Annotated in this window: 12 protein-coding genes; 6 read left to right on the top strand and 6 right to left on the bottom strand. The window is 71.9% G+C overall.

Going from position 1 to position 16,327, the window contains the following annotated elements:
- Positions 1–110: 110 nt before the first annotated feature.
- From ACWFR1_RS29220 to ACWFR1_RS29205, 4 genes are all read right to left on the bottom strand, one after another.
- Positions 111–1,778 (bottom strand): glycoside hydrolase family 13 protein, encoded by a 1,668-nt coding sequence (locus ACWFR1_RS29220; protein ID WP_453556330.1) that lies wholly within the window; start codon positions 1,776–1,778, stop codon positions 111–113.
- 62 nt (positions 1,779–1,840) lie between these two features.
- Positions 1,841–2,710, bottom strand: coding sequence for a sugar ABC transporter permease (locus ACWFR1_RS29215; protein WP_453556431.1), 870 nt, complete (start codon positions 2,708–2,710; stop codon positions 1,841–1,843).
- Complete coding sequence (locus tag ACWFR1_RS29210; RefSeq protein ID WP_453556328.1) at positions 2,704–3,717, bottom strand: carbohydrate ABC transporter permease; 1,014 nt, start codon at positions 3,715–3,717, stop codon at positions 2,704–2,706. Before ACWFR1_RS29210 ends, ACWFR1_RS29215 begins: the two co-directional genes overlap by 7 nt.
- Positions 3,718–3,736: 19 nt before the next feature.
- Complete coding sequence (locus ACWFR1_RS29205) at positions 3,737–5,014, bottom strand: extracellular solute-binding protein (RefSeq protein ID WP_453556325.1); 1,278 nt, start codon at positions 5,012–5,014, stop codon at positions 3,737–3,739.
- A 347-nt stretch (positions 5,015–5,361) separates the two neighbouring features.
- Between ACWFR1_RS29205 and ACWFR1_RS29200 the strand changes: the two genes are divergently transcribed.
- Together ACWFR1_RS29200 and ACWFR1_RS29195 are read left to right on the top strand one after the other, a co-directional pair.
- Positions 5,362–6,384 carry a LacI family DNA-binding transcriptional regulator gene (locus ACWFR1_RS29200; protein ID WP_453556323.1) on the top strand — a complete coding sequence of 341 codons (1,023 nt, stop codon included), beginning with the start codon at positions 5,362–5,364 and terminating at the stop codon, positions 6,382–6,384.
- An 89-nt stretch (positions 6,385–6,473) separates the two neighbouring features.
- A complete protein-coding gene (locus ACWFR1_RS29195; protein ID WP_453556321.1) occupies positions 6,474–7,403 on the top strand; it encodes a phosphatase PAP2 family protein in 930 nt (309 codons plus the stop codon).
- An 11-nt stretch (positions 7,404–7,414) separates the two neighbouring features.
- On the opposite strand, the gene ACWFR1_RS29190 is transcribed toward ACWFR1_RS29195, so the two are convergent.
- Positions 7,415–8,986 carry an amidohydrolase gene (locus tag ACWFR1_RS29190; RefSeq protein ID WP_453556318.1) on the bottom strand — a complete coding sequence of 524 codons (1,572 nt, stop codon included), beginning with the start codon at positions 8,984–8,986 and terminating at the stop codon, positions 7,415–7,417.
- Between the two features lie 55 nt (positions 8,987–9,041).
- Here ACWFR1_RS29190 and ACWFR1_RS29185 point away from each other — a divergent pair, with 55 nt between their 5' ends.
- Positions 9,042–9,635, top strand: a complete 594-nt coding sequence (locus tag ACWFR1_RS29185; protein WP_453556429.1) for a TetR/AcrR family transcriptional regulator — start codon at positions 9,042–9,044, stop codon at positions 9,633–9,635.
- On the opposite strand, the gene ACWFR1_RS29180 is transcribed toward ACWFR1_RS29185, so the two are convergent.
- Positions 9,623–12,610 carry a bifunctional [glutamine synthetase] adenylyltransferase/[glutamine synthetase]-adenylyl-L-tyrosine phosphorylase gene (locus ACWFR1_RS29180; protein ID WP_453556315.1) on the bottom strand — a complete coding sequence of 996 codons (2,988 nt, stop codon included), beginning with the start codon at positions 12,608–12,610 and terminating at the stop codon, positions 9,623–9,625. The two genes, ACWFR1_RS29185 and ACWFR1_RS29180, sit on opposite strands and share 13 nt — an antisense overlap.
- 269 nt (positions 12,611–12,879) lie before the next feature.
- Here ACWFR1_RS29180 and ACWFR1_RS29175 point away from each other — a divergent pair, with 269 nt between their 5' ends.
- The 3 genes from ACWFR1_RS29175 to ACWFR1_RS29165 all read left to right on the top strand — a co-directional run bounded on the left by ACWFR1_RS29175 (position 12,880) and on the right by ACWFR1_RS29165 (position 16,198).
- On the top strand, positions 12,880–14,988 hold the full coding sequence (locus ACWFR1_RS29175; protein ID WP_453556312.1) for a PIG-L family deacetylase: 2,109 nt from the start codon (positions 12,880–12,882) through the stop codon (positions 14,986–14,988).
- A gap of 170 nt (positions 14,989–15,158) precedes the next feature.
- Positions 15,159–15,590 (top strand): VOC family protein, encoded by a 432-nt coding sequence (locus ACWFR1_RS29170; RefSeq protein ID WP_453556309.1) that lies wholly within the window; start codon positions 15,159–15,161, stop codon positions 15,588–15,590.
- Positions 15,591–15,700: 110 nt separating this feature from the next.
- Entirely contained in the window at positions 15,701–16,198 is a 498-nt protein-coding gene (locus ACWFR1_RS29165; RefSeq protein WP_453556306.1) for a DUF1877 family protein, read from the top strand.
- The last annotated feature ends 129 nt before the right edge of the window (positions 16,199–16,327 follow it).

Genomic DNA, 16,327 nt, shown 5'->3' with positions numbered 1-16,327 from the left:
CCACTCCGCGCGGGTTGTGTGTTTGGTGGGTTGTTTTTTTTTTACACCCCCCGGCGCGCGCCCCGCCCGCGGGGGGCCCCCGTGCCGGCCCCCCCGCGGCAGGGGGATCGTCACACCGCCCACCAGACGGTGGTGTCGGCGGGCACCAAGGCCTCGTCGTCGACGATCCGCACTTCCTCGTTGGAGAGGAGATACCGGCCGGGCAGCGGGACGGAGATGGCCCGGCCGGTGGTGTTGGCGGTGCAGACGAAGCCGTCGCGGCGGAAGGAGAGCACACCCTCGGGTGCCTCCAGCCACTGGACGCCTTCACCCGCACCGAGTTCGGGGCGCTCGCGGCGCACGGCGAGCGCGCTGCGGTACAGCTCCAGGGTGGAGCCGGGGTCGCCGGTCTGGGCCTCGACGCTCAGGCCGCCCCAGGCCGCGGGCTGCGGCAGCCAGGAGCCGCCGTCGCCGAAGCCGTACGAGGAGCCCTCGACGGTCCACGGGATCGGGACCCGGCAGCCGTCGCGGAAGCCGTCCTGGCCGCTGGCCCGCCAGAACGACGGGTCCTGACGGACCTCGTCGGGCAGGTCGGTGACGTCCGGCAGGCCGAGCTCCTCGCCCTGGTAGACGTACGCCGAACCGGGCAGCGCCAGCATCAGCAGGGTCGCGGCGCGGGCCCGGCGCAGACCGAGTGCGCGGTCGCCGGGGGTGCGCAGCTGGGTGCCGAGGCCCGCCGGGTTGGCGAAGCGGGTGGCGTGCCGGGTGACGTCGTGGTTGGACAGCACCCAGGTGGTGGGGGCGCCGACGGGGAGCATCGCCTGCAGCGACTCGTCGATGACGCGGCGCAGCTCGGCTGCGTCCCAGTGGGTGCCCAGGTACTGGAAGTTGAAGGCCTGGTGCATCTCGTCGGGGCGCACGTAGTTCGCGGTGCGGTCGACGGTCGGGGTCCAGGCCTCGGCGACGAGGATGCGCTCGCCGTCGTATTCGGAGAGGACCTGCCGCCAGGAGCGGTAGATCTCGTGGACGCCGTCCTGGTCGAAGAAGGGCATGACGTCGTTGCCGAGCAGCTTCAGCTGGTCGTGGGCGCCGAGGTCGGGCAGGCCCTCGGCCTTGACGAGGCCGTGGGCGACGTCGACGCGGAAGCCGTCGACGCCCATGTCGAGCCAGAAGCGCAGGATCGAGCGGAACTCGTCCCGTACAGCGGGGTGTTCCCAGTTGAAGTCGGGCTGCTCCGGGGCGAACAGGTGCAGGTACCAGTCGCCGGGGGTGCCGTCCGGGTTCTCGGTACGGGTCCAGGCCGGGCCGCCGAAGATGGACTCCCAGTCGTTCGGCGGCAGTTCGCCGTTCTTCCCCTTGCCGGGGCGGAAGTGGTAGCGCTCCCGCAGGACGGACCCGGGGCCCTCGCGCAGCGCGCGCTGGAACCACTCGTGCTGGTCGGAGGAGTGGTTGGGGACCAGGTCGACGATGATGCGCAGGCCCAGTTCGTGGGCGTCGCGGATCACGGCGTCGGCGTCGAGGAGCGAGCCGAACATGGGGTCGATGGCCCGGTAGTCGGCGACGTCGTAGCCGGCGTCGGCCTGCGGCGAGGCGTAGAACGGGGAGAGCCAGACGGCGTCGACGCCGAGTTCCTTGAGGTACGGCAGCCGGCTGCGGATGCCCTCCAGGTCGCCCATGCCGTCGCCGTTGCCGTCGGCGAAGCTGCGCGGGTAGACCTGGTAGATCACCGCGTCTCTCCACCAGCCCGTGTGCGTGCCGGTGGTCGGGGCGTCGGCCGGGGTGGCGAGATGCTGGGTCATGTCTTCCCTGGGAGGTAAGGAGGTGCGTACAGGGGTGCGTACAGAAGGGGCGCTCAGGGCCGTCAGCCCTTGACGGCACCGGCTGACATGCCGGTGACCAGGTGCCGCTGGGCGAGGAGGAACACCAGGGCGGCGGGGATGGCGATGAGCACGGAGGCCGCGGCCATCGGACCCCACTGGGCGCCGTACTGGTTGACGAACTTCTGCAGTCCGCCGGCCAGGGTGAGGTTCTCGTCGCCGACCATGAAGGCGGAGGCGTAGGCCACCTCGCCCCAGGCGGTGATGAAGGAGTAGAAGGCGGTGACGGCGATGCCCGGCTTGGCCAGCGGCAGGATCAGCCGCCAGAAGGTGCCGAACGGGGTGAGGCCGTCGACGTAGCCGGACTCGTCGATCTCGCGCGGGATGGTGTCGAAGAAGCCCTTCATCATCCACGCGCAGAACGGGACCGCGATCGTCAGGTACGTGACGACCAGGCCGACCGGCTGGTTGAGCAGGCCCATCGACGCCATGATGTTGTAGATCGGCACGATGAGGACGGCGACCGGGAACATCTGGGTGATGAGCAGCGTCCACATCAGGCCGCGCTTGCCGGGGAAGCGGAAGCGGCTGACGGCGTAGCCCGTGGTGGCGGAGATGAAGACGCCGATGACGGTGGTGAGACCGGCGACGAGCAGCGAGTTGGCGAACCAGGTCAGGAACGGGGTGTCGTTCAGGAGGTTCGTGTAGTTCGCGAGCGTCGTCTCCTTGAAGAAGTCCGTCGTCGTGGCGTACTGCGCCGGCTTGAGCGAGGTCAGCAGGACCCACAGCACGGGGAAGACGGCGATCACGGACGCCACGATCAGCGTGACGTGCAGCGCGACCGAGGCGATCGGCGAACGCCGACCGCGGACCTGGATGTTCTCGGTGGGGACGGGGGTCGTGGTGGTCACCAGACTTCTCCCTGCTTGCGGAGGACGCGCTGGTAGATCGCGGCGAAGATCATCAGGAGGACCAGGATGAGGACGCCCCACGTGGACGACTGGGCGAAGTCGCGCGGGCTGATCTCGAAGGAGAACTTGTACGCCTGGGTGACGAGGATCTGGGTGGCCTCGCCGGGTCCGCCCCTGGTGAGCAGGAAGATCACCGGGAACATGTTGAAGGTCCAGATGGTGGAGAGCAGGATCACCGTCGTGGACACCGAGCTGAGCCCCGGCATGGTGATGTGCCGGAAGCGCTGCCAGGCGTTGGCGCCGTCCATCTCGGCGGCCTCGTACAGCTCGCCGGGGATGGACTGGAGCCCGCCGAGGAGGGCGACCATCATGAACGGGATGCCGAGCCAGACGTTCACGAGGATGACCGAGAACTTGGCCCAGGTGGGGTCGTTCAGCCACGGGACGGCGTCGATGCCGCCGCCGGCGAGGATCTGGTTGAGCATGCCGCGGCGCTCGTCGTACAGGAAGCGCCAGGCGAAGACGGAGACGAAGCCGGGAACGGCCCAGGGCAGGATGAGCAGCATCCGGTAGACGGAGCGGCCGGCGATCCTGCGGTTGAGGACGTTGGCGAGGGCCAGACCGAGGACGAAGGTGACCGCCACGCACGACACGGTCCAGACGATCGTCCAGCCAAGAGTGCCGAGGAACTGGTTCCCGGTGATCGCCTCGGTGTAGTTCTCCAGACCGATGAACTCGTACGTGGCCGGCATCTCGTTGACACCGATCGAGCGGGCTACGTTCCGCTCGTTGGCGTTCGTCAACGACAGGTAGACGCCGCGGACCAGTGGATAGCCGATGATCACGGCGATCACGACGGTCACCGGGGCGATCATCGCCCAGGCGTACCAGTAGGTGGAGTGGGAGCGCTTCGCCGCGCCCCGGGGCTTACCAGTTCCGCGGCTCCGGCCGCGGGCGACGTCGTCGCCCGCGGCCTTCACCACCGACTGGCTGGGGGTGTCCACAGCCATCAGCCGGCCTGCCTTCCTGTTACTTCCAGTCCTTCAGGAGCTTGCGGTAGGCGTCGCCCGTCGCCTTCGCTCCCGTGTCCGGGGTGGTCTGGCCGGTGAGGACCTTGGTGTACTCGGTGACGAGCGGCGCGAAGAGGCTGCCGGTCTCCGGGATCCAGGGGCGCTCGACGGCCTTGTCGACGACCGGCTTGAAGAAGGTGATCATCTCGTTGGTCGCCACGTCCGGCTTGATGTAGACGGACTCGCGGGTCGGGAGGAGGCTGAGCTCCTTCGCGACCGTCGCCTGCGTCTCGGCCGAGGTCATGTACTCGGCGAAGGCGTAGGAGGCGTCGAGGTTCTTGGAGCCCGCGTAGACGGCGAGGTTGTGACCGCCCTGCGGGGCACCCTGGCCGGCCGAACCGGCGGGGACCGGGGCGATGCCCAGGTTGGCCTTGTCCGTGAACTCCTTGCCGGCGTAGGTGTCGGAGACGGCCCACGGGCCGTTGATCATCATGGCGACCTTGCCGTCCTTGAAGGCCGACTGCATGTTGTCCCAACCGTTGGTCGCGTCGGTGATCGCGGCCTTCGAGTCCACCAGGTCCTTGACGACCTTGAAGGCCTTCACGCCGGCGGGGCCGTCGACGGTGACCGTCTTCTTCTCGGCGTCGACGAGGTCGCCGCCCTCGCCGTACAGGAAGGAGAGGAACCAGTAGGCGTCGTCGCCGCGCAGGTACAGGCCGGTCTTGCCGGTCTTCTGCTTGATCTTGGCGGAGACGGTCTTGAGCTCGTCGATGGTCTTGGGGACCTCGACGCCGGCCTCCTTGAAGATCTTCTTGTTGTAGAAGATGCCCATGGAGTCGATGACCTGCGGGACGCCGTAGGTCTTGCCCTTGTACTGGGTGGAGGCGGCGGCCTGCTTGAGGAAGTCCTCGTTGTTCTTCAGGGCCGCGGTGCCGTCGAGCGGGGCGAGGTAGCCGAGGTCCGCGAACTCGGGGGTCCAGGCGACCTCGGAGCGGATGACGTCGGGGGCGCCGGAGCCGGACTGCGCGGCGTTCTTGAACTTGTTCTGTGCCTCACCGAACGGCACGTTGACGTACTTGACGGTGACCTTGGGGTGCTTCTTCTCGAAGTCCTCGGCGATCTTCTTGAAGACCTTGTCCTCGGAGCCGACCGTGGAGGTGTCCCACCAGGTCACGGCGCCGGAGAGCTCGCCCGAGCTCTTGGAGCCGCCGCCGTTCGAACCGCCGTCACTCCCGCACGCCGCCAGGGTCACGCCCAGGGCCGCGACCAGAGCGGTAGCCGCTATGCCACGCCGCATGTGAACTCCTTCAACTGATCCCGGGGGACGAGGGGCTGGAACCTTCCTCATGCGACCGCTCCCTCGCGGCGCTCCGGGTTGCCAGGAACGTAACAAAGATGAAAACGAGCCGAAAGACCTTGCGAGAACTTTCTGCAAGCACCGGCGATCGTTACATCGACGTGTCCCTAAGGTTGCCATCGCATCGCTTGACATCAGGTGACACAAGCCTCTCGCGCGCCCTCCGGTGCCCACGTGCGCCCTGTGACCGACCCCGCACGCCCTGCAAGGACTGCAAGACCTTGCGAGGTGGCTTGCATCTACCGTGCGGTGGGCAATACGCCGCGTGACCGGTACAGTCCATCCTCATGACCGCGCGGCTTTCCGACATCGCAGCCCAGGCGGGGGTCAGTGAGGCCACAGTCAGCCGCGTGCTCAACGGCAAGCCCGGCGTGGCCACGGCCACCCGTGAATCCGTCCTCGCCGCGCTCGACGTGCTCGGCTACGAGCGGCCCGTACGACTGCGCCAGCGCAGCGCGGGGCTCGTCGGCCTCATCACCCCCGAACTGGACAACCCGATCTTCCCCGCGCTCGCGCAGGTCATCGGGCAGGCCCTGACCCGGCAGGGCTACACGCCGATCCTCGCCACCCAGACCCCCGGCGGGTCCACCGAGGACGAACTCACCGACATGCTCGTGGAGCGCGGCGTCGCCGGCATCATCTTCGTCTCCGGACTGCACGCCGACACCACCGCCGACATGACGCGCTACGACCAGCTGCGCGGCAAGGGCGTCCCGTACGTCCTCCTCAACGGCTTCTCCCCCAAGGTCCAGGCGCCCTTCGTCTCCCCCGACGACCGGGCCGCGATGCGGCTCGCCGTGACGCACCTGGCCTCGCTCGGGCACACCCGGATCGGGCTCGCCGTGGGACCGAAGCGGTTCGTGCCGGTGCTCCGCAAGATAGAGGGCTTCCAGCAGGGCATGGCGGAGCGCTTCGGTCTCGGCCCCGAGGAGTCCGAGGAGCTGATCCAGCACTCCCTGTACACCCTGGAGGGCGGCCAGGCGGCGGCCGGGGCGCTGATCTCCCGGGGCTGCACGGCGGTCGTCTGCGCGAGCGACATGATGGCGCTCGGCGCGATCAGGGCCGCCCGGCAGCAGGGCCTCGACGTGCCGCGGGACGTCTCCGTCGTCGGTTTCGACGACTCTCCCCTCATAGCTTTCACCGATCCGCCGCTGACCACCATCCGGCAGCCCGTGCAGGCGATGGGACAGGCCGCGGTCCGCGCGCTGCTCGAAGAGGTGGGGGGCACACCGGCCCCGCACTCGGAGTTCGTCTTCATGCCTGAGCTGGTCGTTCGCGGTTCAACGGCCTCGGCTCCCTCTCGTCCCTGAGGGCTCCTCCCTGAGGGGGAGCGGGTGCGCCCGTCACCCGTCCGTAGGATGATCGGTCGGGGGGAGGGGATCTGGCACACTCTCTGCCTATGGGTGAAACGACCGTGAAGAGTTTGGACGACCGGACGACCCCGTCGTCACCCACTGTGGCCGACGGCAGGCTGTCGCGGCTGCGGACGCGCGGGCCCCGGCGTCCCACGATCTGGTTCGAGATCCTGCTCATCGCGGTGAGCTACTGGACGTACTCCCTCATCCGCAACGCGGTGCCGGAGCAGAAGGCCCAGGCGTTCAAGAACGCCGACTGGATCTGGCAGGCCGAGCAGTCCATCGGCCTGGCCTTCGAGCACACCGTCAACCACGCCGTGAACTCGGTGACCTGGCTGATCGTCTCGATGAACTACTACTACGCCACGCTGCACTTCATCGTGACCATCGGTGTACTCGTGTGGCTGTACCGATGGCAGCCGGGCCGTTACGGGGCGTTCCGTACCGTTCTGTTCGCCACCACCGGTGTGGCGCTGGTCGGTTACTACCTGTATCCGCTCGCGCCGCCCCGGCTCATGACCGACCTCGACTTCGTCGACACGGTCCTCGTCCACGAGACCTGGGGCTCGATGGCCTCGGGCAACCTCAAGCACGTGTCGAACCAGTACGCGGCGATGCCGTCGATGCACATCGGCTGGTCGCTCTGGTGCGGGCTGACGATCTTCCTTCTGGCCAAGGCGCCCTGGGCGAAGATCCTGGGCCTGCTCTATCCGACGGTCACCCTCGTCGTGATCGTCGCGACCGCCAATCACTTCTGGCTGGACGCGGTCGGCGGCATGATCTGCCTGGCCTTCGGCTTCATGGTCTCGTACTTCTGGTACGGCTCCCGGCCGCACAAGCTGCCCAAGCTGGTGGAGCCGGCCGCTCCGGTCGCCCAGGGCGGTCCGCGTCCTTCGGAGGGCGCGAAGGACACGGACCGCGAGGCGGAGCAGGACGCGCCGGACGCCGAGCGCCCGGTCGGCTCCAACCGGTAACCCCCCTCCGCTCAGTCCTGCCCGTACGCGATCCGGCCACCGGTGACGGTGAGCCGGATCGCTGTCGTTTCGACCTCGTCCGCCGGGGCCTCCACGGGGTCCACGGCGAAGGCCGTGAGGTCGGCCCGGAAGCCCGGGGCGATCCGCCCGGCGACCGCCTCCTCCCCCGCCGCGACCGCCGCGTGCGTGGTCATGCCCTCCAGGGCCATCAGCCCGGTCAGCCCGTGCCGGGCAGAGGCCGCGCCGAGCGGTGCCCGGGCGGTGGCGAGGACCTGACGGGCGTCGTGGTGGGCGATCGGCCAGTCGGAGCCCAGCGCGAGGTGCGCGCCGGCCTCCCGCAGGTCGCGGCAGCGCCAGGCGCGGGCCGCGCGCTCCTCGCCGAGCCGCTTGGACCACTCGTCGGTGTGGTCGGCGCGGGTGTACGCGGTGTGCGGCGGCTGCATGGAGGCGACGACACCGAGCGCGGCGAAGCGGCCGAGCTGGTCGTCGGGGACCGTCTCGATGTGCTCGATCCGGTGGCGGGGACCGCCCGTGCCGAGGGCTTCCACGGTGTCGAGGACGTGCCGGACGGCGGCGTCGCCGATGGCGTGGGTGGCGGTGCCGACGCCGGCGCGGTGGAGGTGGCGTACGGCGGCGGAGTACGCGGCCGGGTCGGGCCAGAAGGCGTCGGTGCCCTGGCCGTGGCAGTCGGCGTGCTCCAGCCAGGCGGTGCCGCCCTCGACGGTGCCGTCCATGAAGAACTTGACGCCGCCGATCCGCCAGAGCCGGCCGGCCCGCTCCTGGAGCCGTACGAGACCGTCCAGCTCCTCCTCGGTGGCGCCCGGCATGCACCAGGGCGCGAGGCGCAGACGCAGCGGCAGGTCGCCGTCCTCCTCCAGGGCGGCGAGCAGCCCGGGGACGTCGTGTCCGCCGAGGTCCATGACGTGGGCGCCGGTGAGGCCGGTGGCGGCCATGCCGCCGAGGAGCTCGACGAGCCGGTCGCGGCGCTCGGCGTACGGCTGGGCGGGCAGGACCGGGGTCATCAGGTCCATGGCGGCGTGCTCGACCAGGTGCCCGGTGGGGCGGCCGTCGGCGCCGGTCACGATCTCGGAGCGCTGGGTGAAGGCGCGGGGCCCGTCGATGCCCGCGGCCTTGAGGGCGGTCCCGCTGACCAGGGCGGAGTGTCCGTCGTAGAGGCGCAGGTGGGCGGGGGCGCCGCCGAGGACGTCCTCGATCAGGTCGCGGTGGACGGGGCGGCCGCCGAAGACGTTGTGGTCGAGGCCGAAGCCGAGGACCCAGCCGTCGCGGCGCTCGGCGGTCCGGAGGGCGGCGCGGAGCCCTTCGAGGTCGGTGACGGCCGAGAGGTCGGCGCCGGTGTACATCTCCAGGCCCCAGACGGGGTGGCTGTGGGCGTCGGTGAGGCCGGGCGTGAGGGTGGCGCCGGCCAGGTCGACGGTCTCGGTGCCGGGTCCGGCCCAGTCGCGGGCGTCGGTGGTGTCGCCGAGGGCGGTGATCACTCCGCCGTGGACGGCGACGGCGGTGGCACCGGTCAGCTCGGGGTCGCGGACGCGGGCGTTGACGAGGACGAGGTCGGGTGCGGACACGACGGGTCTTCTCCTTCGGTGGGTACGGATTCGGCGGGCTCGGCGGGCTCGGCGGATTCGGCGGGCTCAGTGGGCTCGGCCCATCACCACGACGGCGCTCCGACTCGTCGACGCCCAGGGTGAATTCAGCGTCCCTCGGATCGCCAGGGAGCTCGGGGTGCAGACCGCGTCGGTGTACCACCACGTGGACGGCCGCGACGGGATCGTGGAGCTGCTCCGCGAGCGCGTCTGCGACGCGATCGACGGCGAGACGCTGCGTCTGGAGCCCTGGGACGCGGCGATGGAGGCCTGGGCGCGCTCCTACCGGTCGGCCTTCGCCGCCCACCCGCGCGTGATCCCGCTGCTCATGACCTCACCGGTGCGGGCGCCCAAGGTCCTCGCCCAGTACGAGCATGCCGTCGGGCTCCTCCTCGACGCCGGGTTCGCGCTGCCGGACGTCATGCCGGTGATCATCGCCCTGGAGAACCTGGTCCTCGGCTCGGCGCTCGACCTGGCCGCCCCCGAGACGATGTGGGAACTCGCCGACGAGGCGGCCACGCCCCGGCTGGCCCGCGCGCTCGGCGCGGTGCCGGAGGGCCGCGCGGACCAGGCCTTCGAGCTGGCGCTCAAGGGATACCTGGCGCACGTGCGGGAGGCCTACGCGCCGTAGAACAGCTCCTCGACGACGGCCCTGGCGCGACGGGTGACGCGGCGGTAGTCGTCGACCAGTTCGCCGACGTGGCCGGGGCCGTACCCCAAGTACCGTCCGACCGCGGCGAGTTCACGCGGGTCCGAGGGGAAGGTGTCGCCGGGGCGGCCGCGGACCAGCATCACGGCGTTGCGGACGCGGGTGGCGAGGACCCAGGCCTCGTCGAGGGTCTGCGCCTCCTCCGCCGGGATCAGGCCCGCCGCCTGCGCGGCCCTGAGGGCCTCGCGGGTACGGGTCGTCCGCAGCCCCGGCTCCGCCCAGCCGTGCCGCATCTGGATCAGCTGGACCGTCCACTCGACGTCGCTCAGGCCGCCGCGCCCCAGCTTGGCGTGGAGCGTCGGGTCGGCGCCGCGCGGCAGCCGCTCGGACTCCATCCGGGCCTTGAGGCGGCGGATCTCGCGGACGGCGTCCTCGCCGAGGCCCTCGGCGGGATAGCGCAGCGGGCCGACGAGTTCGATGAACCGGTCGGCCAACTCCCGGTCGCCCGCCATGGGTTCGGCGCGCAGCAGGGCCTGGCTCTCCCAGACGAGCGACCAGCGGCGGTAGTAGGCCTCGTACGACTTCAGGGTGCGGACCAGGGGGCCGCTCTTGCCCTCCGGCCTGAGGTCGGCGTCGATCAGCAACGGCGGGTCGGCGGTGGGGAGCTGGAGCAGGCGGCGCATCTCGGCGACCACCCTGTTCGCGGCCTTCGCCGCCTCCTGGGCGTCGACGCCCTCGCGCGGCTCGTGGACGAACAGCACGTCGGCGTCGGAGCCGTACCCCAGCTCGTGCCCGCCGAAGCGGCCCATGCCGATGACCGCGAAGCGGGTCGGGAGCGTGTCGCCCCAGTCGGCGCGCACGACGGCCCGCAGCGCGCCCGCGATCGTCGCCGCGTTGAGGTCGGTGACGGCCTCCCCCACCCGGTCGACCAGCGCGCCGGGGTCGCGCTCGCGGGGGTTGTCCTCGGTGCCGTACGAGCCGATGAGGTCGGCCGCGGCGGTACGGAACAACTCCCTGCGGCGCACCCCGCGGGCCGCCGCCACGGCCTGCTCGGCGTCGCCCGCGCGGCCCACCGCCGCCAGGACCTCCTGCTCCAGGTGGTCGCGGCCGCGCGGCTTCAGCCCCTCCGGGTCGCCGAGGATCGCGACCGCCTCGGGGGCGCGGAGCAGCAGGTCGGGGGCGAGGCGGCCGGCGGAGAGGACCCGGGCGAGGTTCTCGGCGGCGGCGCCCTCGTCGCGGAGGAGCCGGAGGTACCAGGGGGTCTTGCCGAGGGCGTCCGAGACCTTGCGGAAGCCGAGGAGGCCGGCGTCCGGGTCGGCCGAGTCGGCGAACCAGCCGAGGAGCACCGGGAGCAGCGTCCGCTGGATCGCGGCCTTGCGGCTCACCCCGGCGGAGAGCGCCTCCAGGTGCCGTAGGGCGGCGGCCGGGTCCTGGTAGCCGAGGGCTTCGAGGCGCTGCCCCGCCGCCTTCGGGCTGAGCCGGATCTCGCCGGGGGCGAGCTGGGCGACGGCGTCGAGCAGCGGCCGGTAGAAGAGCTTCTCGTGCAGCCGGCGGACGACGGCGGCGTGCCGCTTCCACTCCTTGTTGAGCGCGGTGACGGGGTCGGTGCGCAGGCCGAGGGAGCGGCCGAGGCGGCGCAGGTCGGCCTCGTCCTCGGGGACGAGGTGGGTGCGGCGCAGCCGGTAGAGCTGGATGCGGTGCTCCATGGCGCGCAGGAAGCGGTACGCCTCGTCGAGCTGGGCCGCGTCGGCCCGGCCGACGTACCCGCCGGCGGCGAGCGCGGCCAGCGCGTCGAGGGTGGTGCCGCTGTGCAGCCCGGCGTCGCTGCGGCCGTGGACGAGCTGGAGGAGCTGGACGGCGAACTCGACGTCCCGCAGTCCGCCGGGGCCGAGCTTGAGCTCGCGCTCGACGTGGGCGACGGGGATGTTGTCGACGACGCGGCGGCGCATCTTCTGCACGTCGGGGACGAAGTTCTCGCGCTCGGCGGCCTGCCAGACGAGCGGGGAGACGGCGTCGATGTACTGGGCGCCGAGCTCCGGGTCGCCGGCCACCGCGCGGGCCTTCAGGAGGGCCTGGAACTCCCAGGTCTTGGCCCAGCGCTGGTAGTAGGCGAGGTGGGAGGAGAGCGTGCGGACGAGGGGGCCGTTGCGGCCCTCGGGGCGGAGGTTGGCGTCGACGGGCCAGATGGTGCCCTCGATGTTGTTCTCCGAGCAGATCCGCATGAGGTGCGAGGCGAGGCGGGTCGCCGCCTGGAGCGCCTTGCCCTCGTCGGCGCCCTCGACGGGTTCGCCGACGAAGATCACGTCCACGTCGGAGACGTAGTTGAGCTCGTGGCCGCCGCATTTGCCCATCGCGATCACGGCGAGCCGGCACTGGGCGGCGTCGGCGGGCTCGGCGGTACGGGCGATGGCGAGCGCGGCGCGCAGGGTCGCCGTCGCCAGGTCGGCGAGCTCGGCGGCGGCCTGGGCGACGTCGGTGGTGCCGCACACGTCACGGGCCGCTATGGCGAGCAGACAGCGGCGGTAGGCGACCCGCAGCGAGACGGCGTCGGTGGCCTCCGCGAGTCCCTGCTCGAACTCCGCGACCCCCGGGTGCAGGTCGGCCGCCTCGTAGGTGACGAGGGACTCCCAGTCGCGGGGGTGGCGGGCCAGGTGGTCGGCGAGGGCCTCGGAGGCGCCGAGCACCCCGAGGAGCCGGTCCCGGAAGGGCTTGGCGGAGAGCAGGGTGGCGGTGAGGGTCTGCCGCTCGGTCTCGGGCTGGGCCTCGACGAGACGGACCAGGCCGCGGAGGGCGAGGTCCGGGTCGGCCGTGGCGCCGAGGGCGTCGAGGAGGACGGCGTCGCCGCGGAGGGCGGAGAGCTCGGGCACGTCGAGGAGCCGTTCGGCACCCGACGGATCGGTGAACCCGTGCCGCAGCAGACGTGAGAAGGTACTGCTCCTGCGTCCCGGCACCGTCATTCCGCCGCTCCCTCCGAGCAGGTCCCACCCCAGGTCCTCTCCCAGGGTCGAGCCCGGGAGATCGAGCCTATCCGGAGTGGGGGGCGCGGGCGCTCAGGCCTGCGGATCGCAGCGGATCACACGTGACGTCCCGCACATTGATCGCTTTTCGGGGCCGATGAACCGTATTTCTTGTAAGTCCGTCTTGTTGTCCGTACGTCCGTCTCGCTGTCCGTACGCCCGTCTCGCTGTCCGTACGTCCGCCCTCCTGCGAAAGCGCTCCTCCGCCGATGCCCGTCCGCCGTCTCCGCCACCCCGCCCTCCCCTCCCGTCGCAGGGCCGTCTCGACGGCGGTGACGGCCGCCCTGGTGGGCGGCGCCTTCGCCGGGCTGCTTTCGGTGACGGCGGCGCCGAAGGCCCCGGCGGCGGCGCCGGTGCCGGTGCCGCCCGCTCCGGTGCCGTCGCGGACCTCCGCGAAGGAACCGGCGGCCGAGCGCCCCGCGCCCCGCCAGGCGTCCGTCGTGCAGATCGTGGCGCACCCGGACGACGACCTGTTCTTCATGAACCCGGACGTCTCCCAGTCGATCCGCTCCGGCGACCCCCTGGCCTCCGTCTACCTGACCTCCGGCGAGTCGGACGGTGTCAACGCGCGCCCGGGCGACGCCGCCGCCACCGCGCCCGACAAGGCGGCGTACACCGAGGCCCGCCAGAACGGCATCCGCGCCGCGTACGCCGAGATGGTCACCGGCAGCCGGACCAGTCCCTGGGACCGGATCGCGATACCCACGGCCGGCGGCGCGTACGCCGAGATGGACACCCTGCGAGCGGAACCGCAGGTCAAGCTGGTGTGGCTCCAGCTGCGCGAGGCCGGTTCGATCAGTGACGACCGCCCCGAGAGCCTCAACGGACTGTGGCACGGCCGCATATCCGCGCTCGCTTCCCAGCGGGCCGCCGGCACCCCGGTCACGGCGGACTTCACGTACACCGCGGACCAGGTCGTCGCGACGGTGGCCGGGATCCTGGAGCGGTTCCGGCCGACCTTCGTCCGGATGCAGGACCCGACGCCCGGCGCGTACGAGGGGTCGGGCCATCTCCGAGACCATCAGGACCATCTGTACGGGGCGCGGTTCGCCCAGGCCGCCCTCGCCCGGTACGCGGAGGTCCCCGGGCATCCGCACGTCGGCGTGCAGAACTACCTCGGCTACCCGACCAGCGTCCTGCCGCACACGCTCGACCCCGAGACGGCGGACGCGAAGCTCAGGACCCTGAAGACGTACGCGTGGCTCGACGGGGTCGACGACTGCGGGACCGGCTCCGGCTGCGGCGACCTGAAGGTGGCCGCGCGGCCCGCCGGGCGGGGCTGGGCGCAGACCGTCCGGTACGCCAGGTCCACCTCCACCTCCTGGGTGCAGCGCGACCGGGACGGCGGGCTGCACGCCTTCTCCGTCCTCGACGGGCGCCTCGCGACCTGGCGGAAGGCCGAGGGCGCGGCGTCGTGGCGCGGGCCCGTGCTGCTGCCGGGCGGCGGCCTGGACAGCGGGGTCACCTCGGTCCTCCTGCCGGACGGCCGTATCGCGGTCTTCGGCACCCGGACGACGTTCGGCGGCGGCCCCTCGGACTACCAGCGCGAGGTGGTGACCGCCGAGCAGTCGGCGGCGGGCGGCGCCTTCGGCTCGTGGCGCTCGCTCGGCACGCCCGAACCGGACGACGCCCGGGGCACCTCCGACATCAGCGCGCCCGCCGTGACCGTGGGCCTCGGCGGGCGGGCGACCCTGGTCCTGCGGGACAGCGGTCACCGGCTCGCGGCGCGCGAGCGGGCCGCGGACGGCGGCTGGGGTCCGTGGCGGACGCTCGGCGGCGAGGACCTGTACGGCGACCCGGTGGCGGCGACCGACGCGGCGGGCCGCGGGTACGTCTTCGCGAGCACCCCGAAGACCGTCCTGGTGTGGGCGGCGCGGCACCCGGGCGGCCCTCTGACGGGTCCGGTGCGGACGAGCCTGCCGACGACGACGCTGGCGCTGAGCGCGACCGCGGTGCCGGGCGGCGAGGGCGTACGGCTCTGGTTCCGCAAGCCGGCCTCCAGCGACCTGCGGACCGCGGACTTCTCGGGCGCGGGCCTGGCCTCCCCGGTACGGGAGGTGGCGGGCGGCGTGGCGGGCTACGGCCCCGTGAGCGGGGCGGTGGGCGGTTCGGCCGGTGCTTCGGCCGGTGGCGAGGGCATGCTCGCGGTCCGTTCCCGTACCGGCTTCCTGGCGACGGCCCCGCTGGGCCGGGGCGGGGGACAGCCGTCGTGGCGGCTGGAAGGGTTCCTGTTCTCCGGGGCGCCGGACGCGGGGACGGACGGGGTCGCGGCGATCGGTCTCGACGGCCGGCTGCACTGGACGCCCGCCGGCCGCTGAGTCCGAAAGTACGGCCCGGATTGGCGATTCGACGTGCGGGACCGGGTGTTCGTGGGCGACGGTGGTACGGCCCTGGTGTTCGCGGTCGCGCCTCGTACGGTCTCCGGCTTCGCCGAGGGCGAGCCGTTCGGCCGGATCCGGCGGCGTTTCCGAGGAGCAGAGGAGCAGGCATGAACTGGACTGTGGAAGTCGTCCCCGTCCCTGTCACCGACATGGACCGGGCCAAGGAGTTCTACGGCGACAAGTGCGGCTTCACGATCGACCTGGACGACGAGGTGGCGCCGGGCACGCGGATCATCCAGGCGACGCCGCCGGGCTCGCGCTGTTCGATCGCGATGCTGAGCGGCATGCCGCCGATGCCGGGCACGAAGGAGATGGCCCCGGGCAGCCTGCACGGCCTCCAGCTCTGCGTCACGGACATCGAGGCGGCGCGGGCGGAGCTGGTCGGGCGGGGCGTCGACGTCTCGGCCGTGATGCACGTCGGCGCGACGGGCTGGGAGGACGGCAAGGGCGGCACCTGGAACTCGTTCATGACCTTCGAGGATCCGGACGGCAACGGCTGGGTCGTCCAGGAGGCCCCCTCGGAGCTGTCGGAACGCTGAGGGCGGCGCCGGGTGGGGCACCGGCGCCGGCGGCGACGTGTCAGTGCCGTCGGGTACGTTCGGCCCGCTCGGCCCGACCGGCGGGCCGTCGGACCGGAGGGCTCCCGGCAGTGAGCATCCACCTGCATTTCCGCGCCGTCGCCGCATCCGAGATCCAGGACGGCCACACCTGGCTCGCGGCGTTCATGTCCGAGGCGTGGGACCGCCACGCCGACGAGTACGCGGCGGGTGTCACGGCCTCGCTCGCGAAGGTCTGGGACTCCGTCAACGACCTCTACGCCGCGGCCGACGTCCCGGGCGCGGACGCCGACAAGCCCTGGACGCTGCCGATCTACGGCGGCCGCCCGGTGGCGCACCACGCTGACGCCGACCTCCACGACCCGCCGATGATGCTCCTGGATCCGCCGGAGGTGTCACGGGCAGCGGACTTCCTCGCAACGGTCTCCTTCGACGAGCTGTGGCAGGTCGCCGCTACGGCGTTCGGGAGGCTCGGCCAGGAGGAGACGCTGGTCAGGCAGGAGTTCCTCGAATACCACGAGAACCTCCGGGGGTTCTACGGGCGGGCGGCCGCGGCGGGTCACGCCGCGGTCAAGGCGATCTGGGCCTGAGGGGCCTGAGCCGTCCGCCCGCCGGACACGGCCGAGGGCGTGTTTCGAAAGTAGCGTCGTCTGCCCGAAGGGCAGGCCGGGCGGCGTCTGGTGCGTGCGATCGCAAGGCGGAGGGTCGTCCCGATACTG

Source organism: Streptomyces sp. NPDC055103 (assembly GCF_053607625.1).
The sequence above is the reverse complement of the archived record's forward strand: the minus strand, read 5'-3'. Positions and strand labels throughout refer to the sequence as shown.